Annotated in this window: 23 protein-coding genes and 2 tRNA genes; 11 read left to right on the top strand and 14 right to left on the bottom strand. The window is 68.8% G+C overall.

Features of this window, described 5'->3' with window-relative positions; all coding sequences use genetic code 11:
- A complete protein-coding gene (gene trpE / locus M9917_RS20240; protein WP_297256762.1) occupies window positions 1–1,515 on the top strand; it encodes an anthranilate synthase component I in 1,515 nt (504 codons plus the stop codon).
- Window positions 1,516–1,598: 83 nt separating this feature from the next.
- Here the strand turns inward: trpE and M9917_RS20235 are convergent, their stop codons facing one another.
- The gene (locus M9917_RS20235; protein WP_297256761.1) at window positions 1,599–2,174 is read right to left on the bottom strand and encodes a TIGR00645 family protein; all 576 of its coding nucleotides are present in this window, start codon (window positions 2,172–2,174) and stop codon (window positions 1,599–1,601) included.
- 230 nt (window positions 2,175–2,404) lie between these two features.
- Here M9917_RS20235 and M9917_RS20230 point away from each other — a divergent pair, with 230 nt between their 5' ends.
- Both M9917_RS20230 and xth read left to right on the top strand, forming a co-directional pair.
- Window positions 2,405–2,863: a BA14K family protein gene (locus M9917_RS20230; RefSeq protein ID WP_297256759.1), complete on the top strand. Its 459-nt coding sequence runs from the start codon at window positions 2,405–2,407 to the stop codon at window positions 2,861–2,863.
- Window positions 2,864–2,971: 108 nt separating this feature from the next.
- Window positions 2,972–3,751 carry an exodeoxyribonuclease III gene (gene xth, locus M9917_RS20225; protein WP_297256757.1) on the top strand — a complete coding sequence of 260 codons (780 nt, stop codon included), beginning with the start codon at window positions 2,972–2,974 and terminating at the stop codon, window positions 3,749–3,751.
- Window positions 3,752–3,757: 6 nt separating this feature from the next.
- Here xth and M9917_RS20220 read toward each other — a convergent pair whose 3' ends face one another.
- From M9917_RS20220 to dps, 5 genes are all read right to left on the bottom strand, one after another.
- Window positions 3,758–4,705 carry a tetratricopeptide repeat protein gene (locus tag M9917_RS20220; RefSeq protein WP_297256756.1) on the bottom strand — a complete coding sequence of 316 codons (948 nt, stop codon included), beginning with the start codon at window positions 4,703–4,705 and terminating at the stop codon, window positions 3,758–3,760.
- Entirely contained in the window at window positions 4,692–6,422 is a 1,731-nt protein-coding gene (gene ilvD, locus M9917_RS20215; protein ID WP_297256754.1) for a dihydroxy-acid dehydratase, read from the bottom strand. The genes M9917_RS20220 and ilvD overlap by 14 nt, the downstream gene beginning before the upstream one ends.
- Before the next feature lie 246 nt (window positions 6,423–6,668).
- A complete protein-coding gene (locus M9917_RS20210) occupies window positions 6,669–7,250 on the bottom strand; it encodes a YqaA family protein (RefSeq protein WP_297256752.1) in 582 nt (193 codons plus the stop codon).
- A 145-nt stretch (window positions 7,251–7,395) separates the two neighbouring features.
- Complete coding sequence (locus M9917_RS20205; protein ID WP_297256750.1) at window positions 7,396–10,197, bottom strand: valine--tRNA ligase; 2,802 nt, start codon at window positions 10,195–10,197, stop codon at window positions 7,396–7,398.
- A gap of 126 nt (window positions 10,198–10,323) precedes the next feature.
- Window positions 10,324–10,863, bottom strand: coding sequence for a DNA starvation/stationary phase protection protein Dps (dps, locus tag M9917_RS20200; protein WP_297256749.1), 540 nt, complete (start codon window positions 10,861–10,863; stop codon window positions 10,324–10,326).
- A 164-nt stretch (window positions 10,864–11,027) separates the two neighbouring features.
- Here dps and M9917_RS20195 point away from each other — a divergent pair, with 164 nt between their 5' ends.
- Window positions 11,028–11,513, top strand: coding sequence for a pyridoxamine 5'-phosphate oxidase family protein (locus M9917_RS20195; protein ID WP_297256747.1), 486 nt, complete (start codon window positions 11,028–11,030; stop codon window positions 11,511–11,513).
- Window positions 11,514–11,542: 29 nt separating this feature from the next.
- Window positions 11,543–11,767 (top strand): hypothetical protein, encoded by a 225-nt coding sequence (locus tag M9917_RS20190; RefSeq protein WP_297256745.1) that lies wholly within the window; start codon window positions 11,543–11,545, stop codon window positions 11,765–11,767.
- Between the two features lie 99 nt (window positions 11,768–11,866).
- Here M9917_RS20190 and M9917_RS20185 read toward each other — a convergent pair whose 3' ends face one another.
- From M9917_RS20185 to M9917_RS20170, 4 genes are all read right to left on the bottom strand, one after another.
- Complete coding sequence (locus M9917_RS20185) at window positions 11,867–12,451, bottom strand: PopZ family protein (RefSeq protein WP_465246408.1); 585 nt, start codon at window positions 12,449–12,451, stop codon at window positions 11,867–11,869.
- A 177-nt stretch (window positions 12,452–12,628) separates the two neighbouring features.
- Complete coding sequence (locus M9917_RS20180) at window positions 12,629–14,056, bottom strand: TolC family outer membrane protein (protein ID WP_465246393.1); 1,428 nt, start codon at window positions 14,054–14,056, stop codon at window positions 12,629–12,631.
- A gap of 147 nt (window positions 14,057–14,203) precedes the next feature.
- Window positions 14,204–14,845 (bottom strand): protein-L-isoaspartate O-methyltransferase family protein, encoded by a 642-nt coding sequence (locus M9917_RS20175; protein ID WP_297256739.1) that lies wholly within the window; start codon window positions 14,843–14,845, stop codon window positions 14,204–14,206.
- Between the two features lie 96 nt (window positions 14,846–14,941).
- A tRNA-Asn gene (locus M9917_RS20170) sits at window positions 14,942–15,016 on the bottom strand.
- 170 nt (window positions 15,017–15,186) lie between these two features.
- Here M9917_RS20170 and M9917_RS20165 point away from each other — a divergent pair.
- Window positions 15,187–15,260: transfer RNA gene (locus M9917_RS20165), tRNA-Cys, on the top strand.
- A gap of 40 nt (window positions 15,261–15,300) precedes the next feature.
- Here the strand turns inward: M9917_RS20165 and M9917_RS20160 are convergent.
- Both M9917_RS20160 and M9917_RS20155 read right to left on the bottom strand, forming a co-directional pair.
- Window positions 15,301–15,444: a hypothetical protein gene (locus M9917_RS20160; protein ID WP_297256737.1), complete on the bottom strand. Its 144-nt coding sequence runs from the start codon at window positions 15,442–15,444 to the stop codon at window positions 15,301–15,303.
- A 53-nt stretch (window positions 15,445–15,497) separates the two neighbouring features.
- Window positions 15,498–16,280, bottom strand: coding sequence for an SDR family NAD(P)-dependent oxidoreductase (locus M9917_RS20155; RefSeq protein ID WP_297256735.1), 783 nt, complete (start codon window positions 16,278–16,280; stop codon window positions 15,498–15,500).
- Window positions 16,281–16,432: 152 nt separating this feature from the next.
- Here M9917_RS20155 and M9917_RS20150 point away from each other — a divergent pair, with 152 nt between their 5' ends.
- Both M9917_RS20150 and sseA read left to right on the top strand, forming a co-directional pair.
- Window positions 16,433–17,149 carry an alanyl-tRNA editing protein gene (locus tag M9917_RS20150; RefSeq protein ID WP_297256733.1) on the top strand — a complete coding sequence of 239 codons (717 nt, stop codon included), beginning with the start codon at window positions 16,433–16,435 and terminating at the stop codon, window positions 17,147–17,149.
- Window positions 17,150–17,174: 25 nt separating this feature from the next.
- On the top strand, window positions 17,175–18,023 hold the full coding sequence (gene sseA, locus M9917_RS20145; protein WP_297256731.1) for a 3-mercaptopyruvate sulfurtransferase: 849 nt from the start codon (window positions 17,175–17,177) through the stop codon (window positions 18,021–18,023).
- 11 nt (window positions 18,024–18,034) lie between these two features.
- Here sseA and tsaA read toward each other — a convergent pair whose 3' ends face one another.
- Window positions 18,035–18,526 carry a tRNA (N6-threonylcarbamoyladenosine(37)-N6)-methyltransferase TrmO gene (gene tsaA / locus M9917_RS20140; protein ID WP_297256728.1) on the bottom strand — a complete coding sequence of 164 codons (492 nt, stop codon included), beginning with the start codon at window positions 18,524–18,526 and terminating at the stop codon, window positions 18,035–18,037.
- A 5-nt stretch (window positions 18,527–18,531) separates the two neighbouring features.
- Window positions 18,532–18,738 carry a TOBE domain-containing protein gene (locus M9917_RS20135; protein ID WP_297256726.1) on the bottom strand — a complete coding sequence of 69 codons (207 nt, stop codon included), beginning with the start codon at window positions 18,736–18,738 and terminating at the stop codon, window positions 18,532–18,534.
- A 129-nt stretch (window positions 18,739–18,867) separates the two neighbouring features.
- On the opposite strand from M9917_RS20135, the gene modA reads away from it, so the two are divergent.
- The 3 genes from modA to modC are packed head-to-tail and all read left to right on the top strand — an operon-like array spanning window position 18,868 to window position 21,463.
- Entirely contained in the window at window positions 18,868–19,671 is an 804-nt protein-coding gene (modA, locus tag M9917_RS20130; RefSeq protein WP_297256724.1) for a molybdate ABC transporter substrate-binding protein, read from the top strand.
- Entirely contained in the window at window positions 19,671–20,372 is a 702-nt protein-coding gene (gene modB / locus M9917_RS20125; RefSeq protein WP_465246407.1) for a molybdate ABC transporter permease subunit, read from the top strand. The genes modA and modB overlap by 1 nt, the downstream gene beginning before the upstream one ends.
- Window positions 20,369–21,463 carry a molybdenum ABC transporter ATP-binding protein gene (gene modC / locus M9917_RS20120; protein WP_297256720.1) on the top strand — a complete coding sequence of 365 codons (1,095 nt, stop codon included), beginning with the start codon at window positions 20,369–20,371 and terminating at the stop codon, window positions 21,461–21,463. Before modB ends, modC begins: the two co-directional genes overlap by 4 nt.
- Window positions 21,464–21,538 lie beyond the last annotated feature (75 nt).

The raw sequence follows: 21,538 nt of genomic DNA, 5'->3' as shown, positions 1-21,538 counted from the left end.
ATGCAGCCGCTCCAGGCGTTCGAGCATTTCGCTGAGCTCTACGAGACCGGCGCGCCGCAGCTCCTGCGGCAGGTGCTGGTCGGCGATTGCGAGACGCCGGTCGCAGCCTTCCTGAAGCTGCGCCACGCCACGACCGGCCCGGCCTTCCTGCTCGAATCGGTCGAGGGCGGCGCCGTGCGCGGCCGCTACTCGATGATCGGGCTGGAGCCCGACCTGATCTGGCGCTGCCATCATGGCAAAGCGTCGCTCTGCCGCCCGGCGCTGGGCGAGAGCTTCCTCGCCGATCCGCGTCCGGCTTTCGAGAGCCTGCGCGCGCTGCTCGCGGAGAGCGCCGTTCCGGAGGCCGAGGGGCTGCCGCCGATGGCGTCCGGCGTGTTCGGCTATCTCGGCTACGACATGGTGCGGCTGATGGAGCGCCTGCCCGAGCCGAAGGAGACCGGCACCGGCGTGCCCGACGCCATCCTGACGCGGCCGACGCTGATGGTGGTGTTCGATGCGGTGCGCGACGAGATCCATGTCGTCACCCCGGTCCGCCACGTGCCGGGCGTCGACGCGCGCCACGCCTATGAACGGGCGCAGGAGCGGCTGGAGGCTGTGGTGAAGGCGCTCGAAGGCCCCCTCCCCGCCGAGGCGGCCATCGATATCGCCAGCCTGCCGGAGCCCAGGACGGTCTCGAACACCAGCGAGGCCGACTATCTCGCGATGGTGGCGAGAGCGAAGGACTACATCCGCGCCGGCGACATCTTCCAGGTCGTGCTGTCGCAGCGCTTCGAGGCGCCCTTCGTCCTGCCGCCCTTCGCGCTCTACCGGGCGCTGCGGCGGGTCAACCCGTCGCCCTTCCTCTGCTATCTCGATTTCGGCGATTTCCAGATCGTCTGCTCGAGCCCGGAGATCCTGGTCCGGCTCAGGGGCGACACCGTCACGATCCGGCCGCTCGCCGGGACGCGGCGGCGCGGCGCGACCCAGGCCGAGGACGAGGCTCTCGCCGCCGAGCTTCTGGCCGATCCGAAGGAGCGGGCCGAGCACCTGATGCTGCTCGATCTCGGGCGCAACGATGTCGGCCGCGTCGCCGAGATCGGCACGGTCAAGGTGACCGATTCCTTCTCCGTCGAGCGCTACAGCCAGGTGATGCACATCGTCTCGAATGTGGAGGGCAGGATCGACCCGCGCCACGATTCGCTCTCCGCGCTCATCGCCGGCTTCCCGGCCGGGACGGTCTCGGGCGCGCCGAAGGTCAGGGCGATGGAGATCATCGACGAGCTGGAGCACGACGCGCGCGGCGCCTATGCCGGCTGCATCGGCTATTTCGGCGCCAATGGCGAGATGGACACCTGCATCGTGCTGCGCACGGCGGTCGTCAAGGACGGGCGCATGCATGTCCAGGCCGGAGCCGGCATCGTCTACGATTCGAACCCGGCCTCCGAGCAGGAGGAATGCATCAACAAGTCCAAGGCCCTGTTCCGCGCCGCCGAGGAAGCGATCCGCTTCGCCGCCCGCAGCGGGCGCGGGCAGTAGACTCCTCCGCCGTCATTCTTCGGCTCCCTGTCATTCCGGGTTCGCGCCTGTGGCGCGCCCCGGAATGACAGCCGTATGGCGCCTCAATGCCCGTTGCCGGGCGCGGCCGTCATCCGGTCGACCCAGGCGATGCCGAGCGCCGAGAGGATGAAGACGACGTGGATCAGCGTCTGCAGCAGGACGCCGGTTTCGGCATAGTTCGCCGTTTTGCCCGCGACGCCGATATTGCCGGCCTCGATGAAGGTCCTGAGCAGGTGGATCGACGAGATGCCGATGATCGCCATGGCGAGCTTGATCTTGAGGAGGCTCGCATTGACGTGGCTCAGCCATTCCGGCTGGTCGGGATGGCCTTCCAGGCGCAGCCGCGAGACGAAGGTCTCGTAGCCGCCGACGATCACCATGATCAGGAGGTTCGAGATCATCACCACGTCGATCAGGCCGAGCACGACCAGCATGATCTGCTGCTCGCTGTAGTCGAAGGCGTGGAGGACGAGGTGCCAGAGCTCCTTCAGGAACAGGAAGACATAGACGCATTGCGCCACGATGAGGCCGATATAGAGCGGCAATTGCAGCCAGCGCGAGGAGAAGATCAGCGCCGGCAGCGGCTTCATGGCGGCAAGTTCGGCTGGCGGGGCGGAGGGGTCGCGCGGTTGCGCCATGGTCGGGTTCCGATCCTTCGGTCGAGTGTCGCTGAGCGGTGCAACGCTAGATGGCGGGCAAAGCGGCTGCGCGCAAGCACCCCCGGAACAGCTTTCGCGACATCGCGACGGCCCATTTATGCCCTGATCGGCGTCTAAGCTTTCCCTGCGGTCGCCGGACCGCTACATTCCGAATCCAGTCGGGGACCATGCGGGGTTCCGCTCGCCCAGGATCGCAGAGGAGTTTCGCCATGATCAGGACGCTCGCCCTCGCCGCCGCCCTTGCCGGGGGCGCCATGCTCGCCCAGCCGGCAGCGGCTGCCCCGCTCGCTCCCGCCGCCTCCGCGCTCGCTGCGGCGCAGGGCGGCAGCGACCTCGTCCAGAACGTGCAGTGGCGCCGCTATGGTTATGGCCCGCGCTACTATGGCGGTTATCGCCGCGGCCCTGCCGTGGGCGCGGGGATCGCCGCCGGCATCATCGGCGGCGCGCTCGCCGCCGGCGCGCTGGCGGCTCCGCCCCCGCCGGTTTACTACGAGCCGGCACCGGTCTATGTCGCGCCGCCGGTCTACGCCGCGCCCGTGCCCCGGGCCTATGGCTACAGCGTCCAGGACACTGACGCGGTCGCCTATTGCTCGAGCCGGTTCAGGACCTACAACCCGGAAACCGGCACCTATATCGCCAAGGGCGGCGTCGTGCGCGCCTGCCCCTGACGGCAGGCGACGGCGCGATCGCGGACAAGGGCTCCCCGCAGCGATGCGGGGAGTTTTTTCATCGGCGGCCCTGCCGTATCCTGCGGCCGGACTCAATCGGAGCGTCTCGTGCGGATCGCCACCTGGAACGTCAATTCGGTCAGGCAGCGCCTCGGCCATCTCCTGGATTTCCTGAAGGAGGCCGAGCCCGATGCGCTCTGCCTCCAGGAGATCAAATGCCTGGACGGCGATTTCCCGCGCACCGAGATCGAGGCCGCCGGCTGGCAGGTCGAGACCCATGGGCAGAAGACCTTCAACGGCGTCGCGATCCTGAGCCGCTCGCGGCTGGAGGATGTCCGGCGCGGCCTGCCGGGCGACGAGGGCGACGAGCAGGCGCGCTATCTCGAAGGCGTGCTGCCCTTCGGCGCGGGCGTGGTGCGCCTCGCCTCGATCTACCTGCCGAACGGCAACCCGCCCAACACCGAGAAATACGCCTACAAGCTCGGCTGGATGCAGCGGCTGACGGCCCATGCCCGCATGCTGCTGGAGCAGGAGGAGCCGCTGGTGCTGGCGGGTGACTACAATGTCATCCCCGAGCCGCGCGATGCCCGCGATCCGGCTGCCTGGGTCAGCGACGCGCTGTTCCTGCCCAGGACGCGGGCCGCCTTCCGCGGCCTTGCCAATCTCGGCCTGACCGAGGCGCTGCGCAGCACGACCGATGCGCCGGGCCTCTACACCTTCTGGGATTATCAGGCCGGCGCCTGGCAGCGCAACAACGGCATCCGCATCGACCATCTCCTGCTCTCGGCCCAGGCGGCGGACCGGCTGGCGGGCGTCGGCATCGCCAAGCATGTCCGGGGCTGGGACAAGCCCTCGGACCATGTCCCGGTGATGGTCGAGCTGAACTGAGGGCGCTCAGTTCTGGCCGGCGGCGCTGCGGGCGCGCGCGCCGACGAGATGCTGGCGCTCGAGCAGGGCCAGCGCCGCCGAGCGATCATTGGCCGAGGCCGCCGCGAAGGCCGTGTCGTGCCGCTCGATGATCCAGGCCTCGCGCATCGGGTCGGCGCCCTCGCGCGCCATGGCGAGCCACATCAGTCCGAGCACGGGCTGGCGCGGCACGCCCTCGCCGCCGCGCAGCAGCATCTCGCCGAAGGCGGCACGCGCAGGCGCATGGCCCTTCTCGGCGGCGAGCTTCATCCAGCGCGCCGCCTGACGCAGATCGCGGCTCGCGCCCTGCCCGGTCATGTAGAGGCGGGCGAGGTTGTACTGGCCGTCCGGGTCGCCGAAATAGGAGGCGGCATAATGGAACATGTCGAAGGCCCGATCGGCGTTGGGCTTCACATAGCTGCCCTTGATCCCGTCCGAGAAATAATTGCCCAGCGCGACGAAGGCGCGGCCGACGAGTCGCCCGTCGGCGGTGCCGGGAATGGCGTCGGCATTCTCGTCCGCGATCTTCGAGAAATATTCGAACGCCTTGAGATCGCTGGCCGGCACGCCTTCGCCGCCGGCATACATCCGGCCGAGCTTGTATTGCGCCGTGAGATGCCCCTGCGAGGCGGCGTATTCGAGCGCGCGCACGGCGCCGACCTTGTTGCCGGCGGTGGAGTCGCGCATCCAGGCCTTGAGCGCGTCGCGCGCGCTGGTGAAGGGCACGAGCGGCAGCGCCGTGTGGGCGGCGGGCGTATCCGGCGCGGGCGCGATCGCCGCGGCGCCGGGAGCGGAATCCTCCGGCTCCGGCAGCGCAGCGCCCGGAATGGCCCGCGGCGGCACCGGCTTCGTGCCCGACAAATCCTGCGCCAGGACGGCCTTCTGGCCGCCAAGCGTCAGGAAGAGGCATGCTATGATTGTGCTAGATATCCGCATAGCAATGGGTTTCGGCCGCCCCTCCTGGGTGGGTTACGGCGCCGCCTCTGGCGGAGCCGACGGTCTGCGCGTATTTCCACAGCGCGCCGGAATTGTAGTCGGTCTTCCTCGGTTTCCAGCTCTTACGACGCGCTTCGAGTTCGGCATCAGAAAGGCGAACTGCGAGCTTTCCCGTGACGGCGTCGAGTTCGATGACGTCGCCGTCGCGGATCAGCCCGATCGGCCCGCCGACCGCGGCCTCCGGCCCGACATGGCCGACGCAGAAGCCGCGCGTCGCGCCCGAGAAGCGGCCATCGGTGATGAGCGCGACCTTGTCGCCCATGCCCTGGCCGTAGAGGGCTGCGGTGGTCGCCAGCATCTCGCGCATGCCGGGGCCGCCCCTGGGGCCCTCATAGCGGATGACGAGGACGTCGCCCTCCTTGTAGGTCCGGTCGGTGACGGCCTTGAAGGCGTCCTCCTCGCAGTCGAAGCAGCGGGCAGGCCCGGTGAAGACGAGCTTGTCCTGCGGCATGCCGGCGATCTTCACGATCGCGCCCTCCGGCGCGAGATTGCCCTTGAGGCCGACGACGCCGCCGGTCGCGGTGATCGGCCTGTCGGCGCGGTAGACCACGTCCTGCGCGTCGTTCCACTTCACCGAGGCCATGTTCTCGGCGATGGTGCGGCCGGTGACCGTCAGGCAATCGCCATGGAGGAAGCCCGCGTCGAGCAGGCTCTTCATGACGAGCGGGATGCCGCCGACCTCGAACATGTCCTTGGCGACGTATTTCCCGCCAGGCTTGAGGTCCGCGATATAGGGCGTCTTCCTGAAGATCTCGGCGACCTCGAACAGGTCGAAGTCGATGCCGCATTCATGCGCGATCGCCGGCAGGTGCAGCGCGCCGTTGGTCGAGCCGCCGGTCGCGGCGACGACCATCGCGGCGTTCTCCAGCGCCTTGCGGGTGACGATGTCGCGCGGGCGGATGTTCTTCGCGATCAGCTCCATCACCATCTCGCCGGCGGTGTAGCAGAAGGTGTCGCGGACATCGTAGGGGGCCGGCGCCCCGCAGCTATAGGGCAGCGCCAGCCCGATCGCCTCGGCGACGGTCGCCATGGTGTTGGCGGTGAACTGCGCGCCGCAGGAGCCGGCCGAGGGGCAGGCCGTCTCCTCCAGCTCCTTCAGGTCCTCGTCCGACATCGCGCCGACCGAATGCTTGCCGACGGCCTCGAACACGTCCTGCACCGTGACGGGCCGGCCCTTGAAGGTGCCGGGCAGGATCGAGCCGCCATAGATGAAGATCGAGGGTACGTTGAGGCGCACCATCGCCATCATCATGCCCGGCAGCGACTTGTCGCAGCCGGCGAGCCCGACGAGCGCATCGTAGCAATGGCCGCGCATGGTCAGCTCGACGGAGTCGGCGATGACCTCGCGCGAGGCGAGCGACGACTTCATGCCCTGGTGGCCCATGGCGATGCCGTCGGTGACGGTGATGGTGCAGAACTCGCGCGGCGTGCCGCTGGCGGAGGCCACGCCCTTCTTCACGGCCTGGGCCTGGCGCATCAGCGAGATGTTGCAGGGCGCGGCCTCGTTCCAGCAGGAGGCGACGCCGACGAAGGGCTGCGCGATCTGCTTCGCGGTCATCCCCATCGCGTAATAATAGGAGCGGTGCGGCGCCTTGGCCGGGCCGACGCTGACATGCCGGCTCGGCAATCTCGACTTGTCGAACACAGGCCCGTCCATCGCCACTCGTCCCGTCCCCCCGAACCAGACCGGCACGGCTTACACATCTGCCATGCCAATCACCCGGGGGCAATTTCCGCCCCGGAGCCCGCCCCCGGCCGCAATTGGCGTCCGAAGCGCTGCGTCAGGTTCCAATTCGACCGTATCCCAGGGACTTGCCGCAGCGTTTTGCTGGGCGCCGTTTGTGGCGGCTTCGCGGCGATTACGGCAGCCGGGCCTCGTTCCCGCCCGGCTGTTGCGCCGATGTCACAGCACCATGGGCAGCACGAAGAAGCCTCCGACGACGACGACGAGCAACGCCAGCGCCGTCATCGGCAGATGCTTTTCGATGAAGATGCGGATGTCGTCGCCGTAGTAGCGCAGCGCCACCGCGATCATCAGGAAGAAGGTCGCGCGCGAGACCACCATGCCGATGGTGAACTTCCACAGGTCGAAATGCAGGAAGCCGGACATGATCGTGACGATCTTGAACGGGATCGGCGTCAGGCCCTTGGTGACGAGCACCCAGAACCAATAGTCCTGCGAGGTCGCGATCAGGCTGGCGGCCTTATCCTGCAAGCCGTAGATCCCGATCAGCCAGGCGCCCAGCGAGTCATAGAGCAGCGCCCCGATGGCATAGCCGAGATAGCCGCCGAGCACGGCGCCGAGCGAACAGATGCCGGCATAGACCCAGGCGCGATCCGGCCGGGCGATGCACATCGGAATCAGCAGCGGAATCGGCGGCAGCGGGCTGACCGAGCTCTCGACAAAGGTAAGGGCGAACAGCAGCCACGGGGCAGCCGGATGGGAGGCGTAGGAAACGCACCAGTCATAGGCTCGCTTGAGCATGGGTCCTGAACAGCCGGTCCTTATACCGTCACGCATTCTGCATGACGGGTTTGCGTCGGGCGCATCTAAGCCGGGTCCGCCCGCAAACGCCAGTCCTGTCTTGGCTCGGCGTCGATTTCACGACGATGCCGTGGCCGGAATGCGGTCAGCTCAGCCGTGCCAGCGCCTCCGCGACCTTGAGCTTGCGGGCTTCTGCCGCTGCCTTGCGCTCGCGATTCTCCTCGACGATTTCTTCCGGCGCGCGGGCCATGAAGTCGGGATTGCCGAGCTTCTTCTCAACCACCGCGATGTCCTGGTCGAGCTTGGCGAGCTCCTTGGCCAGGCGCGTGCGCTCGGCCTCGAGGTCGATCAGCCCGGCGAGCGGCAGCGCCGCGACCTCGCCGCGCACGATGATCTGCGCCGACTGGCCGGGTGCCGCGCCCGCGAAGGCGATGTCGGAAACGCGCGCCAGCCGCTCGATCATCGGCGCCCACGCTTCGATCGTCGCGCGAGTCGCCTGCGATGCATTGACGAGCACCAGCGGCGCCTGCGTGCCGGCCGGCACGTTGACCTCCGAGCGTACCGAGCGGATGTCGGAAATGAGATCGACGACGAAGCCGATCTCGGCCTCGGCCGCCGCGTCCTCGAGCGCCGCGAGATCGGGCCAGCGCGTCAGGCAGACCAGCGAAGCATCGCCGGCGGCAAGCCTGCGCGGCGCGCCGGCTTCAGCCTTCTGTGCCCAGAGCTCCTCGGTGAGGAACGGCATGAAGGGGTGCAGGAGCTGGCAGATCAGGTCGATGACGTAAGCGACCGTTCCTTGCGTCTCGGCCTTCGCCGCCGCATCGACACCCTCGCCTTGCAGGACCGGCTTGGCGAGCTCGAGATACCAGTCGCAGAACTGGTTCCAGACGAAGCGATAGGCCGCGCCGGCCGCCTCGTTGAACTTGAAGCTCGGGATGCCGGCCGCGATCTCCTCGGCGGCCTGCGCCGCCTCACTCAGGATCCAGCGGTTGAGCGGCTCCTTCACAGCGGCGGGGTCGAAGCCCTCGGCGCGGGCGCAGCCGTTGATCTCGGCGAAGCGGGCGGCGTTCCAGATCTTGGTCGCGAAATTGCGGTAGCCCTCGACGCGCTGGGTGGCGAGCTTGATGTCGCGCCCCTGCGCCGCCATGGCGGCGAGCGTGAAGCGCAGCGCGTCGGCGCCGTATTTGTCGACGAGCGTCAACGGGTCGATGACGTTGCCCTTCGACTTCGACATCTTGGCGCCCTTCTCGTCACGGACGATGGCGTGGATGTAGACGTCCCTGAACGGCACCTCGTCCATGAAGTTGAGGCCCATCATCATCATCCGGGCGACCCAGAAGAAGATGATGTCGAAGGCGGTGACGAGCGTCGCCGTCGGATAATAGCGCTTCAGCTCCGGCGTCTCCTCGGGCCAGCCCAGCGTCGAGAACGGCCAGAGCGCCGAGGAGAACCAGGTGTCGAGCACGTCCTCGTCGCGCCTGAGCTCGACGGGGCCGCCGTAATGGCTGACCGCGAGCGCCTGCGCGCCCGCTTCCGACTCGGCAACGAAGACCTCGCCGTCCGGCCCGTACCAGGCCGGAATCTGGTGGCCCCACCAGAGCTGGCGCGAGACGCACCAGGGCTCGATGTTCTCCAGCCAGTCGTCATAGACCCGCGTCCAGTTCTCAGGCGTGAATTTGGTGCGGCCGTCCTTGACGGCCTTCAGCGAGCGCTGCGCCAGGGGCTTGACGTCGACATACCACTGGTCGGTGAGCCAGGGCTCGATGACGACGTCCGAACGGTCGCCATGCGGGACCGTGTGCGTGTTTGGCTCGACCTTCGCGAGCAGGCCGCGCTCGGCCATCATCGCGACGACGCGGCGGCGCGCGGCGAAGCGGTCGAGGCCGTCGAGGGCGAGGGTCTCGGGCTCGGGTTTCGCGCCGGCCAGGAACTCCTCGTTGCCGGCGAGCTGGATGCGCGCCTCGCCGTCCAGGATGTTGATCACGTCGAGCCGGTGGCGCTTGCCGACCTCGAAATCGTTGAAATCATGCGCCGGGGTGATCTTGACCGCGCCGGTTCCCTTCTCGGGGTCGGCATAGTCGTCCGGCACGATCGGGATGACGCGGCCGACCAGCGGCAGCACGGCGTTGCGGCCGATGAGATGGCCGATCGTCCCGTTGTCGGGGTGAACCGCGACGCCGGTATCGCCCAGCATCGTCTCGGGCCGCGTCGTCGCGACGGTGATTACTGTCTCCGGCTCGCCTTCGAGCGGATAGTCGAAATAATAGAGATGCCCGCTCGGATCGCGGTTCAGCGCCTTGTCGAGCTTGGCCGCGTCGAAGGGCTCCTCGCCGCCGCGCTGCCATTTGAACGAGCCGGTCTTCTCGACCTGCACGACCTCGAGATCCGAGATCGCAGTCTGGAATTTCGGGTCCCAGTTCACCAGCCGCTTGGCGCGGTAGACCAGCCCCTGCCGGTGCAGGCCGACGAAGACCTTAAGGACGGCGGCGGAGAGGCCCTCGTCCATGGTGAAGCGCTCGCGCGACCAGTCGCAGGAGGCGCCGAGGCGGCGCAGCTGGTTGACGATCGTGCCGCCCGATTCCTCCTTCCACTTCCAGACCTCGGCGAGGAAGGCCTCGCGGCCCATGGTGCGGCGGTCGGAGCGGTTCTCGGCGGAAAGCTTGCGCTCCACCACCATCTGCGTCGCGATGCCGGCATGGTCGGTGCCGGGCTGCCAGAGCACGTCCTTTCCGCGCATGCGCTCGAAACGGCAGAGCACGTCCTGGAGCGTGTTGTTGAGCGCGTGGCCCATATGCAGCGAGCCGGTGACGTTCGGCGGCGGGATCACGATGCAATAGGGCTCCGCGCCGGGGGCGGCCCCCCTGCCCGCCTTGAAGGCCTGCGCCTCGTCCCATGCCTTGCTGATCCGGGCCTCGACGGCTGCCGGCTCGAAAGTCTTGTCCATCATCGCATCGCTCGAACGCAGAAAGGCCGGGGAACCTGCCCCGGCCGGAAGATCGCTGGCCAAAAGGTCTCAAGCCTTAAGAGCCCATGCGAAGCCTGCGCGTCAACGGTTTCGATGGCACCGGGCGGGTCAGGCGAGGTTCGATTGCAGGAACCAGAGCGATTTGTCGAGCATGCGCGACCAGGCGGTGAGCAGGTCGGCGGTATCGGCGTCCCCGGCCTCGTCGCAGGCGTCGATCGCCTCGCGCACCTTGTTGGCCGTCGCGGCGTAGCGCTCGATCAGGGCGTTGAGATGATCCGGAACGGCGACGATATCGGTCGGATAGGGCTTGAGCGCGGTGGTCTGCACCGTCGTTTGCGCCGTGCCGAAGGCGACGCCGCCGAGCTGGGCGATGCGTTCGGCGACCGTGTCGACATGCAGGTCGAGCTCGTCGCGGAAGCCGTCGAGCATCAGATGGATGCCGATGAAGCCCGGACCCTTGAGGTTCCAATGTGCCTGCTTGGTGACGAGCGACAGGTCGATGCCGTCGGCGAGGCGCTCGTTCAGCAGGCCGATGACCTTCGTCCTGGTGTTCGACGCCAGATCGATCCGGCTGGATTTGACCAGCTTCGTCGTGGTCGAGCTTTTCGCCGTGCTGTGCGACGCGGTCCTGACTGCGGTTCTGGCCATGGCATACCCCCGGATCGAGAGAAGACGATGCGCCCCGATGAAGGCCGGCGCCTTTCCTATACGCGGGAGATGCCCGGCTGGTTCCGCTGCCGCCGCGACGGAACCTGCCGGGCCCTGCCCCGTTGGAGCAGCACCCCCCAACGACAGGCAGCAGGACGAGCGACATGACCAGCCACGACGACCAGACGCGGGTCTGGGACCTGATCGATTCCATCAAGTTCGCGATGCTCGTGACCCATGACGGCGAGGGCGATGCGCTGCGCGCCCGGCCGATGCACGCTCATGGCGAGCGCGAGGAGGACGCGATCTATTTCCTGACCGACCGCCGCCACTACAAGGACGACGAGATCCGCATCAACGACAACGTCTGCCTCGCCTTCGCCGATACCGACGGCCAGCGCTATCTCTCGGTGAGCGGCACGGCGACGGTCCTGGACGACCGGGCGCGCGTCCACGATCTCTGGAATGCGGGCAACCGGGCGTTCTGGGACGATGAGGACGATCCCAATATCCGCGTGCTGCGGGTCAGGCCCGGCATGGCGGAGTTCTGGGACAGCCCCGGCAAGATCGTGACCGGCGTCAAGATGGCCGCCGCGGCGCTGACCGGGGCGAAGCCCGATCTCGGTGAAAACCGCAAGGTCCCTCTCTGAAACCCTGAAACGACGAGCTGGATGCGATGATGAAACTGATGGTCCATGCGCTGGGGGCCTGGTTCGCCGTGGAGGCCGCCTCGGGCCGCTACCCTCGCCCGGTCGCCGTCGGGCTGACCATGCTGGTCTCCCGGCTCGGCGCGCCGGCCACTGTCCTCGCCATGGCGGGTTACGGCCTGATGCGCCTCAGGGAGGCCGGTGCCTTCGAGCGCAGGCGTGTGGCCCCGAATAGCCGCAAGCGCAGCGCCGGCTAGATCGTCGCGCGTCCTGCCGGACGCGGTAACGATGATCTATCTCATTGCTTGAGCATCGGATTTTTCCGAAAGCGGAATCCGCTTTTCGCATCCGATGCTTTAGCTGCGCCCGCCGCGCGCGACGCGTTCGATCTCGGCCCTGACCAGCCGCTCGACCATGGCCGGGAGGTTGTCGTCGAGCCAGGTCTTGAGCATCGGCTTCAGCATGTCCTTGACCAGATCCTCCAGCGTGCGCGCGTTGTTGCTGAGCACGGTGCTGGCCAGCTGGCCGAAGGCATGGGTCACGACGGAGCTCGCCTGGTCCGACAGCAGGCTCGCCATGTCGGGCGCGGAGGGCGATGCCGGCTCGTGCGCCGGCTCGCGCGCCGGCTTAGGCGCCGGCTCGGGCGGGAGGAAAGCGCGCGGCGGCTCGGCGGGAGCGGCAGGCGGCGGCGCAGGCGGGGCCGCGACCGGCGCCTCGTCGATGAAGGCGACGTCGGAATCGTCGGTGAAGGCGGGCGGCGGGGCCGGCGGTGCGGGCTCGGGGGCTGCGACCAGCGCGGCCTCGGCGCCGAGATCGAGCACGTCGTCCTCGATCGCCGCGGGTGCGGCCTCCGGTTCCGGCGAGGGCGCGGCGGCGTCCTCGGCCGGCTTCGCCTCGTCGTCGGAAATGATCCGGCGAATCGAGGCGAGGATCTCCTCCATCGACGGTTCGCTGGGCTTGGCTTGCGCGCTCATGAAGGCCTGACCGTTGAACACCGGGCGCGTCAATGGAATCAACGCCACTCCAAGGCGCAGTATTCCATGGCGGCGATGCCAGACAAGGCGCCGGCCGGCTCTCCCACAGGAGAAATCCGCGCTGTTGCCCGAATGCGCCGCCGCTCAGCGGCCGTCGGGGGTCTGGGTGCCCCAGAGCTTGTCCTTGACCTGCTCGTAATGCAGGCGGGCGTCATAGGCCTCTGCCTTGAGCTTGAGGGTCTGGGCCGAGAGCTTGCCGACGGCGGAGAGCACCGCATAGGAGGCGACGACCCGGTCGCGCTGGGCGACGACGAGGCTCGAACGGGCGCTGACCAGCTCCTGCTGGGCGTTGAGGACGTCGAGCGTGGTGCGCTGCCCGACCTTCGCCTCCTCGCGCACGCCCGACAGCGCGGTGGTCGCGGCCTCGACCTGCGCCTGGGCCGCGGTGATCTGGGCACGGGCCGCCTCGAGCCCACCCCAGGCGGAGACGACCGCGGCGCGCACCGTGTCGCGCTGCGTATCGACCTCGATCCGGCGCTGGCCCGCCGTTTCCTTGGCCTGGCGTGTGCGGGCATAAATCTGGCCGCCCTCGTAGATCGGGATCGTCAGCGTGCCGACGATGCTGGCCGACAGGCGCTGGTCGCCGGAATACTGGGTGTCGTAGCGCTGCTGGACGACGCCGCGCACGCCGATCACGGGATAGAGATCGGCCTCGGTGACCTTGACCTGGAGCTCGGCGGCATCGACCCCGTGCAGCGAGGCGATGATCGCCGGGTGGTTCGACAGGGCCTGGTTCAGCGCGGTCGGCAGCGTTTTCGGCAGGAGATTCTCGACCGGGCGGCCGGGCGCGAGCGAGCGCGGCTCGGCGCCGACATTCTGCCGGAAGCGCGCCACGGAGGTCTTCAGGTTCGATTCGGCCAGGATCGCCTGGGAGCGGGCCGAGGACAGGCGGGCCTCGGCCTGCGCCACGTCGGTGCGCGTCACCTCGCCGACCTGGAAGCGGTCGCGGGTCTGGCGCAGCTGCTCCTCGAGAACCTCGACGTTGTTGCGCTGGAGATTGAGGATCGCCGTGTCGCGCAGCACGTTCATATAGGAGGTCGCGGCGTCGAGCAGCACGTTCTGCTCGGTGTTGCGCAAGGTGGCGCGGGCGCCCAGAACCTGCGATTCGGATTGGCTGACGGCGCTGCGCGTCTTGCCCGAATCGAAGATGTTCTGGTCGATCTGCACGCCTGCGCCGCGCGGGCCGAGGCGGGAGGTGACGCGGTTGTGGTAGGGCGAGGCGGTGGCGAAGGCCGGAATCTGCGCGTCCGTGATGCTCGCGCCGATATCGGCCGAGGCCGTGATTCGCGGCCGGTAGCCCGCCTTCGCCTGCGGCACGTTCTCGTCGGTCGCGCGCACCGAGGCACGCTGCGCATTGAGCGTCGGATTGGCGGAATAGGCCCGTGCGAGCGCGGCATCCATGGTCTGGGCCGAGACCGGCCCGGCCCAGCCGCCGGCCAGCGCCAGAGCGAAGGCGGCACCGAGCCCTAGCCGGCCGATCTTGTCGTCGCGTTTATCCACTAGACGCCTCATCTGCGCACCAAAGGTCGCACCCAGGCATCGCCCCAGCCTCGGCAGAGTTGCAATTCATACCCGCTCAGGCTCCGCCCGCCAACGCATGGGACGCCGCCGGAGCGGTTTAGCGCGGCGGGTGCCGTAAAAATGCGACACCCGCCGGTCTCAGAAAACGAATTCCGCCGGACGGCGGAACTCGGCGAGAGCGGGCGCCGCCGCATCGAAGACCGGCCGGCCGGAGACCGCATCCGCGGATTTCAGATAGAGCATGACACGCGCGGCGCGGCCCACGCCCTCGACCACGACGAGCCTGCCTTCGGGCCTGAGCAGCGAAAACAGGGATTCGGGCGCAAGTTCGCAGGCCCCGCTCACGAGAATCGCATCGAAGCCGGCGTCAGCGGGCCGCGCGGCGGCGATCGTGACGCCATCGGCGCCGGCGCGGCCGAGCGCGGCTTGCGCCAGCGCGCGGGCCGCCGCATCGGGCTCCCAGAGCGTGGCTTTCGCACCCATATGGTCCATCAGCGCCGCGCCGTAGCCGGAGCCGCCGCCATAGTCGAGCACGTCCTCGCCCGGCTGCGGATCGATGAGCTGGATCATCCGCACGATCACCATCGGGGTCATCAGCGCGCGCCCGCTGCCCGGCAGCGGGATCGACTGGTCGAGATAGGCGAGATGGGACAGGTTTTCGGGAAGGAAGGCTTCGCGCGGCACGAAATCCGCCGCCGCCAGCGCGGCCCGGTCGGTGATGTCGTAGGTGCGCAGCTGGCAATCGACCATATTGCGGCGCAGCGAGGTGAAATCGTCCATGCCCGAACTCTCCGTTCCCGGCAGCTTTCTGTTCGAGGCCCGCGCAAAAGGCAAGCACCCCTGGGCTGGGGCGAACCATCGATCCGAGGGGGACGCTGGCTCCCGGAGCAGGATTCGAACCTGCGACCAATCGATTAACAGTCGATTGCTCTACCGCTGAGCTATCCGGGAACACGGTGGCGGCGTCATAGCGGCGCGCTTCCCCCAGCGCAAGCCCCCTCGCGGCCGGCGTCGCGGAATTGTCGCCGCCCCGCGACGAAGTTGCGATGTCGGGTTGCGGCGGCGCGCGGCTTGTGGTTAGTGCGCTCTCGCCGAAGCGGTCGCATCCGTCTTCGCGGGATGGCCTCGTGGCGGAGTGGTTACGCAGAGGACTGCAAATCCTTGCACCCCGGTTCGATTCCGGGCGAGGCCTCCACAGATCGCCGGGCAGCCGTCGCCGCCGTCCCGGCTACGCCCTAGCGTGCCGTCGAGGCAGGCGTGCCGGAACCCGGCACGAGCCGCTCGGGGAATGTCAGGGACGTGACGACGACGATCGCCGTCAAGCCGATGACGGCCAGCCAGAGCCAGAAATCCAGCGGCGGTTTCTTCGGGTTTTCCATGACGAGGGGACGCTTGAGCCGCGCCGAGGTTCCCGCTCCCGCGCGATCCGGCTTCAGCCGCCGCGTTCGGCGAAACGGGCCATCAGCGCGAAATAGGCCGGATAGGGCAGGAGCCGGGCGACCTTCAGGATCCAGGCGAGGCGGCGCGGTACGGTGATCTCGAAGCCGCCGCGCTCGAAGCCGTCGACGATTCGCCTCGCCCCCTCCTCCACCGTCAGCAGGAAGGGCATCGGAAAGCGCCGCCCTTGCGTCATCGGCGTTTCGATGAAGCCGGGGTTGACCAGTTGCAGGCGGATGCCGGCCGCCTCGCAATCGAAGCGCATCGCCTCGCAGAAATAGATCGCCCCGGCCTTCGCCGCGCCGTAGGCGGCCGCGCCCGGCAGGCCGCGATAGCCGACGAGCGAGGCGTTGACCGCGATCTGCCCGCGGCCGCGCAGGGCCATGCGCCGCTCGACGGGAAAGAAGCTCTTGGCGACGCCGACGAGGTTGACCGCGACCACGGCCTCGACGGTTCGCGCATCGATCGCCCGGCCCTCGCCGGCGGCGATGCCGGCATTGAGGAAGGCGAGCGCGATCGGCCCGTGGATGCTCTCGATCGCCTCGGCGACACGCTGCATCGCCTCTGCGTCCGTCACGTCGCCGGCATGGGCGACGATCCGGCCGGGCAGGTCTTCGGCGGCGCGCGCCAGACGCTCGAGCGCCTCGAGCCGCCGGGCGGTGACGGCGACCGTCCAGCCCCTACCCGCCAGCTCGCGCGCGACCGCCGCCCCGATGCCGGAGCTCGCGCCGGTGATCCAGGCGATACCGTCCTGCGGTGTCATGCGGGGCAAGGCCATGGCGGCTCCGGGGTGTCGGCGCAACATCTAGAGGTTGCCGCGGGCGATGGGAAGAATCCGCCGCCATGACGGCGACGACCTTGGCAGCCATACGACAATCGGTGCAGTCTTGGCCGCGAGGGCGCGCCCGCGCCGCCGCGAGACGATAGACCATGCCGACCGAACTCATCTTTCGACAGGATGCCTATCTGCAGGAGACGCCGGCGACGGTGGAAACCGTGAACGAGCGCGGCGGCATCGTCCTCAACCGCACGGTGTTCTATGCGACGGGCGGCGGCCAACCGGGCGACAGCGGCTATCTGCGCCGCCCCGACGGCAGTCCGATCGTGATCGGCACCACGATCTACGATCCGCTCGACAGAAGCCGGGTCGTCCATGTCCCGATCGAGGGGCAGGCGCTGCCTGCTGTCGGAGAGACCGTGACCGCCGTGCTCGACTGGGAGCGCCGCCTCAAGCGCATGCGCGTCCATACCGCGCTGCATCTGCTCAGCGTCGTGCTGCCCTTCCCCGTCACCGGCGGCGCGGTCGGCGACGGCGACGGGCGGCTCGATTTCGACATCCCCGAAGGCGGGCTCGACAAGGCCGAGATCACAGAGAAGCTCAATGCGCTGATCGGGCGCAACGCCGCCGTGACCGAAAGCTGGATCACCGATGCCGAGCTCGACGCCAATCCCGGCCTCGTCAAGACGATGTCGGTGAAGCCGCCGCGCGGTTCCGGCCGCGTCCGGCTCGTCGCCATCGGCGAGATCGACCTGCAGCCTTGCGGGGGCACCCATGTCCGCAACACCGCCGAGATCGGCCCCGTCGCCGTCACCGACATCGAGAAGAAGGGCAAGCAGAACCGGCGCGTCCGGATCGCGCTGGCCTGAGACCGCTTGAAGCAGGATACTACCCATGGCCCGTGAAGACGTCTTCGTTTCGACCGAGTGGCTGGCCGAGCGCCTGAATGCGCCGGACGTCATCGTCGTCGATGCCTCCTGGTACCTGCCGGCCCATGGCCGCGATCCGCATGCCGAATTCGCCGAGCGGCGGCTCCCCGGCGCCGTGCATTTCGACATCGACGCGGTGAAGGATACAGCTTCAGACCTGCCGCACATGCTGCCGCGGCCGGAGGCGTTCGCGGCGGCCGTCGGCGCCATGGGCCTCGGCGACGGCATGCGCATCGTCGTCTATGACGGGCTCGGCCTGTTCTCGGCCCCGCGCGTGCGCTGGACCTTCCGCACCTTCGGCGCCCGCGACGTCGTCATCCTCGACGGCGGCTTCCCGAGATGGGAGCGCGAGGGCCGGCCGATCGAATACGGGCCGCCGCGCGCCCGCGCCGCGCGCAGCTTCACCGCCCGTCTCGACCATTCGGCCGTCGCCAGCGCCGAGGACGTCGCCCGGGCGCTCGCCGGCGGCAAGGCCCAGGTCGTCGATGCCCGCCCGGCCGACCGCTTCCGCGGCGAGGCGGCGGAGCCCCGCCCCGGCCTGCGCAGCGGCCATATGCCCGGCGCCCTGAACGTGCCTGCCACCGCGCTCGTCGCCGATGGCGGGCTGAAGGACGCCGCGGCCATCGCCGCCGCCTTCGCCGAGGCCGGCGCCGATCTCGACCGGCCGCTGATCACGAGCTGCGGCTCCGGCGTCACCGCGGCGATCCTGGCGACCGCGCTGGAGACGATCGGCAAGCCGGCGCGCGCGCTCTATGACGGCTCCTGGGCCGAATGGGGCGCGAGCGACCGGCCGATCGCGACCGGCAAGGGCTGACCCAGCCGCCCTCACCCCGTCTCGAAATCGCCCGGTTGCGGCGGAGCGATCGGGGTGAAGAGCGTGCGGTCCGGCTTGATGTCGAGCAGCGGCGTCTCGTCGAGGCAGTCGAGACCGCGCACGCAGAGCACCCGCCCCTCGCGCGCGACCAGTGTCACGATCGAGGTGCCGATCGGGTTGGGCCGGACCGGGGTGCGCAGCGCGAAGGTGCCGTGAGTCTCGCCGTTGTTGGCCGGGCTCTGGCGGACGAGGTCGCGGCGCGACTGGTCGAGCCAGTAGAGCACCTCCAGCCGCGCGAAGCGCTCGACGCCCTCCAGAGCCTCGTCCCAGGGCGGGAAGAGCTCGATCCGGCAGATGGGCCCGTCGGCCCTGCCCTGGCGCGGGCAGGTCAGCCGCGAGGTCCAGGGCGTGCGGATGGTGCCGATGAAGACGAGGCCGGCATCGCTCGCCTCGGGCGGCGCGACGGCGACCTCGTTCTTACGGATCTCGTTCTCGCGGACCATCGCGTTCAGTCGATCGCGATCATCACGTCGGAGGCCTTGACCACGGCATAAGCCTCCTTGCCGACGGCGAGCTGCAGATCGTCCACCGCCGCGTTGGTGATCGACGAGGTCACGATCGCGCCGCCGATGTCGATGCGGACATGGGCCGTCGTCGCGCCCTTGGTGATTTCGACGATCCGGCCCTTGAGCTGGTTGCGCGCGCTGATCCTCATGGCTCGTCCTCCGCTTGCGGCACTGTGACCGCAGCGGCTCCCCGACGCGACCAGTTGACTTGGCCCGGACCCCGCTGCAACCATCGCTATATCCGTCAATATACAACGAGAAGCAGAGCGAGGAACAGCATGTTTAAGCGTCGCACCCTGTTAGGGCTGGGCCTGGCCTTCACCCTGGGCCTTGTCCCCGCCTTCGACGGCGCCCGGGCGCAGCCGAAGGAGCTCGTCATCTTCGCCGCCGCCAGCATGAAGAACGCGCTGGACGAGGCCGCCGCCAACTGGGTGAAGGAGACCGGCAAGCCCGCCCCGAAGATCTCCTACGCCGCCAGCAACACGCTCGCCAAGCAGATCGAGAACGGCGCCCCGGCCGATATCTTCGTCTCGGCCGACCTCGACTGGATGGACTATGCGGCCGGCAAGAACCTGATCAAGCCCGATACCCGCGTCAGCCTGCTCGCCAACCGGATCGTGCTGGTCGGGGCCAAGGATTCGACCGCCAAGATCGATCTCAAGCCCGGCGCCGACATCGCAGGCGCGCTCGGTGCCGGCCGCCTCGCCATGGGCAATGTCGATTCCGTCCCCGCCGGCAAATACGGCAAGGCGGCGCTGGAGAAGCTCGGCGCCTGGGACAAGGTGAAGGACAAGCTCGCGCAGGCCGACAACGTCCGCGCCGCGCTGCTTCTGGTCTCGCGCGGCGAGGCGCCGCTCGGCATCGTCTACGCGACCGACGCCGCCGCCGACCCGCAGGTCAAGGTCGTCGCGACCTTCCCCGAGGATTCGCACCCGCCGATCGTCTATCCGGTGGCCGTCACCAAGGATTCGGCCAATCCCGACGCGCAGGCCTTCCTGACCTATCTGCGCGGCGCCGCCGCGAAGCCCGTCTTCGAGAAGCAGGGCTTCACCGTGCTGAACAAGGCCGCCAGCTCTTCGTGATCGACTGGTTTTCGCTTTCCGCGGAAGAATGGACGGCGGTGAGGCTCAGCCTCATCGTCGCCACCACCGCCATGCTCGCGAGCCTGCCGATCGGGCTTTGCGTCGCGCTTCTGCTGGCGCGCGGGCGCTTCTGGGGCAAGTCCCTGCTCGACGCGATCGTCCATATGCCGCTGATCCTGCCGCCGGTGGTGACGGGCTATCTGCTGCTGATCGGCTTCGGGCGGCGCGGGCCGATCGGCCAGTTTCTCTACGACTGGTTCGGGATCGTCCTGTCCTTCCGCTGGACGGGGGCGGCGCTGGCCTGCGCGGTGATGGGATTCCCGCTGATGGTGCGCGCCATCCGCCTCTCGATCGAGGCGGTCGACCGCAAGCTCGAAGCCGCCGCCGGGACGCTCGGCGCGAATCCTTTATGGGTCTTCCTCGTCGTCACCCTGCCCTTGTGCCTGCCCGGCATCCTCGCCGGCATGATCCTGTGCTTCGCCAAGGCGATGGGCGAGTTCGGCGCGACGATCACCTTCGTCTCCAACATCCCCGGCGAGACGCAGACGCTGCCCTCCGCGATCTACACCTTCACCCAGGTTCCCGGCGGCGACGCCGGCGCGCTCAGGCTCACCCTGATCTCGATTTCGATCTCGGTTGCGGCGCTCATCCTGTCCGAGCTGATGGCGCGCATCGTCGGCCGGCGGATCGCCGTCGAATGACGCCGGTCCTCGACATCGCCGTCCGCCGGCGGCTCGGTGCATTCAGCCTCGATGCGGCCTTCACCTCGAACGGGCGGCTCACCGCCCTGTTCGGCAGCTCGGGCTCGGGCAAGACCTCGCTGATCAATGTGATCAGCGGGCTGATCCGTCCTGAATCCGGGCATGTGCGCGTCGACGGCGAGACGCTGGTCGATACGGCGAAGGGCGTCTTCCTGCCGACGCATCGCCGGCGCATCGGCTATGTCTTCCAGGAGGCGCGGCTCTTTCCCCATCTCACCGTGCGGCAGAACCTGCTGTTCGGGCACTGGTTCGTGCCGCGCGCGCAGCGCCGGCCGGCGGAGCTCGACAGGGTGCTCGACCTGCTCGGCATCGGTCACCTCACGAAGCGGCGGCCGGGCGCGCTTTCCGGCGGCGAGAAGCAGCGCGTCGCCATCGGCCGGGCCCTGCTGGCGCAGCCGCGCCTGCTCCTGATGGACGAGCCGCTCGCCGCGCTCGACGAGGCGCGCAAGGCCGAGATCCTGCCGCATATCGAGCGGCTGCGCGACGAGGCCGGCATTCCGATCGTCTATGTCTCGCATGCGCTGGCGGAGGTCGCGCGGCTTGCCACCACCATCGCCATGGTCGAGGGCGGGCGCATCCTCGCCTGCGGCCCGACCGCCGAAATCCTCTCGCGCCCCGACCTCGCTGCACGTCCCGGCGCGCCCGAGGCGAGCACGCTGCTGGCGGCCGAGGTCACAGGCTTCGACGAGGCTTTCGGGCTGGCGCGGCTTGCGACCCCGGCCGGGCCGCTGACGGTCGCACGCGGCGGGCTCAGCCTCGGGCAGCGGATCGGGATCCGCATCCTGGCGAGCGACGTGATGCTGAGCCTCTCCCGTCCGGCCGGGATCAGTGCGCTCAACCTCATGCCCGGTACCGTTTCCCAGATCGGCGCGCGCAGCGGAGCGGGCGGCAGCACGGTGCATCTGCTCGTCGCCTGCGGCGAGGCCAAGCTCGCGGTGAGGCTGACGGCGAAATCGGTCGACCTGCTCGGGCTCGCCCCCGGCAAGCCGGTCCATGCGGTGATCAAGAGCGTCTCGGTCGAGATGCCCTGAGCCAGGCGCGATACCGCCCTCCGGAAAAGTCATGGGATCAACCTTGACCTTCCCATAATGGGAAGCGCCATATGT

This window comes from Bosea sp. (in: a-proteobacteria), assembly GCF_023953965.1.
Taxonomy (GTDB): Bacteria; Pseudomonadota; Alphaproteobacteria; order Rhizobiales; family Beijerinckiaceae; genus Allobosea.
Note: the sequence above shows the minus strand (reverse complement) of the source record. Positions and strands in the feature narration are given on the sequence as shown.

What these genes read in the sequence shown, in the direction of transcription:
- trpE (WP_297256762.1), top strand. Translation starts at nt 1, where the DNA reads ATGCAGCCGCTCCAGGCGTTCGAGCATTTCGCTGAGCTCTACGAGACC.
- M9917_RS20235 (WP_297256761.1), bottom strand. Translation starts at nt 2,174, where the DNA reads ATGGCGCAACCGCGCGACCCCTCCGCCCCGCCAGCCGAACTTGCCGCC.
- M9917_RS20230 (WP_297256759.1), top strand. Translation starts at nt 2,405, where the DNA reads ATGATCAGGACGCTCGCCCTCGCCGCCGCCCTTGCCGGGGGCGCCATG.
- M9917_RS20220 (WP_297256756.1), bottom strand. Translation starts at nt 4,705, where the DNA reads ATGCGGATATCTAGCACAATCATAGCATGCCTCTTCCTGACGCTTGGC.
- ilvD (WP_297256754.1), bottom strand. Translation starts at nt 6,422, where the DNA reads ATGGACGGGCCTGTGTTCGACAAGTCGAGATTGCCGAGCCGGCATGTC.
- M9917_RS20210 (WP_297256752.1), bottom strand. Translation starts at nt 7,250, where the DNA reads ATGCTCAAGCGAGCCTATGACTGGTGCGTTTCCTACGCCTCCCATCCG.
- M9917_RS20205 (WP_297256750.1), bottom strand. Translation starts at nt 10,197, where the DNA reads ATGATGGACAAGACTTTCGAGCCGGCAGCCGTCGAGGCCCGGATCAGC.
- dps (WP_297256749.1), bottom strand. Translation starts at nt 10,863, where the DNA reads ATGGCCAGAACCGCAGTCAGGACCGCGTCGCACAGCACGGCGAAAAGC.
- M9917_RS20195 (WP_297256747.1), top strand. Translation starts at nt 11,028, where the DNA reads ATGACCAGCCACGACGACCAGACGCGGGTCTGGGACCTGATCGATTCC.
- M9917_RS20190 (WP_297256745.1), top strand. Translation starts at nt 11,543, where the DNA reads ATGAAACTGATGGTCCATGCGCTGGGGGCCTGGTTCGCCGTGGAGGCC.
- M9917_RS20185 (WP_465246408.1), bottom strand. Translation starts at nt 12,451, where the DNA reads ATGGAGGAGATCCTCGCCTCGATTCGCCGGATCATTTCCGACGACGAG.
- M9917_RS20180 (WP_465246393.1), bottom strand. Translation starts at nt 14,056, where the DNA reads ATGAGGCGTCTAGTGGATAAACGCGACGACAAGATCGGCCGGCTAGGG.
- M9917_RS20175 (WP_297256739.1), bottom strand. Translation starts at nt 14,845, where the DNA reads ATGGACGATTTCACCTCGCTGCGCCGCAATATGGTCGATTGCCAGCTG.
- M9917_RS20160 (WP_297256737.1), bottom strand. Translation starts at nt 15,444, where the DNA reads ATGGAAAACCCGAAGAAACCGCCGCTGGATTTCTGGCTCTGGCTGGCC.
- M9917_RS20155 (WP_297256735.1), bottom strand. Translation starts at nt 16,280, where the DNA reads ATGGCCTTGCCCCGCATGACACCGCAGGACGGTATCGCCTGGATCACC.
- M9917_RS20150 (WP_297256733.1), top strand. Translation starts at nt 16,433, where the DNA reads ATGCCGACCGAACTCATCTTTCGACAGGATGCCTATCTGCAGGAGACG.
- sseA (WP_297256731.1), top strand. Translation starts at nt 17,175, where the DNA reads ATGGCCCGTGAAGACGTCTTCGTTTCGACCGAGTGGCTGGCCGAGCGC.
- tsaA (WP_297256728.1), bottom strand. Translation starts at nt 18,526, where the DNA reads ATGGTCCGCGAGAACGAGATCCGTAAGAACGAGGTCGCCGTCGCGCCG.
- M9917_RS20135 (WP_297256726.1), bottom strand. Translation starts at nt 18,738, where the DNA reads ATGAGGATCAGCGCGCGCAACCAGCTCAAGGGCCGGATCGTCGAAATC.
- modA (WP_297256724.1), top strand. Translation starts at nt 18,868, where the DNA reads ATGTTTAAGCGTCGCACCCTGTTAGGGCTGGGCCTGGCCTTCACCCTG.
- modC (WP_297256720.1), top strand. Translation starts at nt 20,369, where the DNA reads ATGACGCCGGTCCTCGACATCGCCGTCCGCCGGCGGCTCGGTGCATTC.